Raw genomic sequence first — 1,720 nt, forward strand, 5'->3', positions numbered from 1 at the left:
GCACCGCTCTTTAACAATTTATCAGACAATCTGTGTGGGCACTCGCAGGATTGATATCAACGTCTCCGGACGTAAAAAATATCAAGTCTCACGAGTGAACACATAATGAAATTCATTATGACGTTTTACAGATGAGCATCGCTGAACTGGTTTCAGCAAATCAAACTTTAAATTGAAGAGTTTGATCATGGCTCAGATTGAACGCTGGCGGCAGGCCTAACACATGCAAGTCGAACGGTAGCACAGAGAGCTTGCTCTCGGGTGACGAGTGGCGGACGGGTGAGTAATGCCTGGGAAACTGCCCGATGGAGGGGGATAACTACTGGAAACGGTAGCTAATACCGCATAACGTCTTCGGACCAAAGTGGGGGACCTTCGGGCCTCACACCATCGGATGTGCCCAGGTGGGATTAGCTAGTAGGTGGGGTAATGGCTCACCTAGGCGACGATCCCTAGCTGGTCTGAGAGGATGACCAGCCACACTGGAACTGAGACACGGTCCAGACTCCTACGGGAGGCAGCAGTGGGGAATATTGCACAATGGGCGCAAGCCTGATGCAGCCATGCCGCGTGTATGAAGAAGGCCTTCGGGTTGTAAAGTACTTTCAGCGGGGAGGAAGGCGGTGGAGTTAATAACTTCACCGATTGACGTTACCCGCAGAAGAAGCACCGGCTAACTCCGTGCCAGCAGCCGCGGTAATACGGAGGGTGCAAGCGTTAATCGGAATTACTGGGCGTAAAGCGCACGCAGGCGGTCTGTCAAGTCGGATGTGAAATCCCCGGGCTTAACCTGGGAACTGCATTCGAAACTGGCAGGCTAGAGTCTTGTAGAGGGGGGTAGAATTCCAGGTGTAGCGGTGAAATGCGTAGAGATCTGGAGGAATACCGGTGGCGAAGGCGGCCCCCTGGACAAAGACTGACGCTCAGGTGCGAAAGCGTGGGGAGCAAACAGGATTAGATACCCTGGTAGTCCACGCCGTAAACGATGTCGACTTGGAGGTTGTTCCCTTGAGGAGTGGCTTCCGGAGCTAACGCGTTAAGTCGACCGCCTGGGGAGTACGGCCGCAAGGTTAAAACTCAAATGAATTGACGGGGGCCCGCACAAGCGGTGGAGCATGTGGTTTAATTCGATGCAACGCGAAGAACCTTACCTACTCTTGACATCCAGAGAACTTAGCAGAGATGCTTTGGTGCCTTCGGGAACTCTGAGACAGGTGCTGCATGGCTGTCGTCAGCTCGTGTTGTGAAATGTTGGGTTAAGTCCCGCAACGAGCGCAACCCTTATCCTTTGTTGCCAGCGGTCCGGCCGGGAACTCAAAGGAGACTGCCAGTGATAAACTGGAGGAAGGTGGGGATGACGTCAAGTCATCATGGCCCTTACGAGTAGGGCTACACACGTGCTACAATGGCGCATACAAAGAGAAGCGACCTCGCGAGAGCAAGCGGACCTCATAAAGTGCGTCGTAGTCCGGATTGGAGTCTGCAACTCGACTCCATGAAGTCGGAATCGCTAGTAATCGTAGATCAGAATGCTACGGTGAATACGTTCCCGGGCCTTGTACACACCGCCCGTCACACCATGGGAGTGGGTTGCAAAAGAAGTAGGTAGCTTAACCTTCGGGAGGGCGCTTACCACTTTGTGATTCATGACTGGGGTGAAGTCGTAACAAGGTAACCGTAGGGGAACCTGCGGTTGGATCACCTCCTTACCTGAAGATAC

1 rRNA gene is annotated in these 1,720 nt (G+C 53.1%); it reads left to right on the plus strand.

What is annotated here, in order from left to right:
- Nucleotides 1-169 precede the first annotated feature (169 nt).
- A 16S ribosomal RNA gene (locus QMZ30_RS25730) occupies nt 170-1,709 on the plus strand.
- The last annotated feature ends 11 nt before the right edge of the window (nt 1,710-1,720 follow it).

The sequence above is a fragment of the Pantoea sp. EA-12 genome (assembly GCF_030053355.1).
Taxonomy (GTDB): domain Bacteria; phylum Pseudomonadota; class Gammaproteobacteria; order Enterobacterales; family Enterobacteriaceae; genus Pantoea; species Pantoea vagans_C.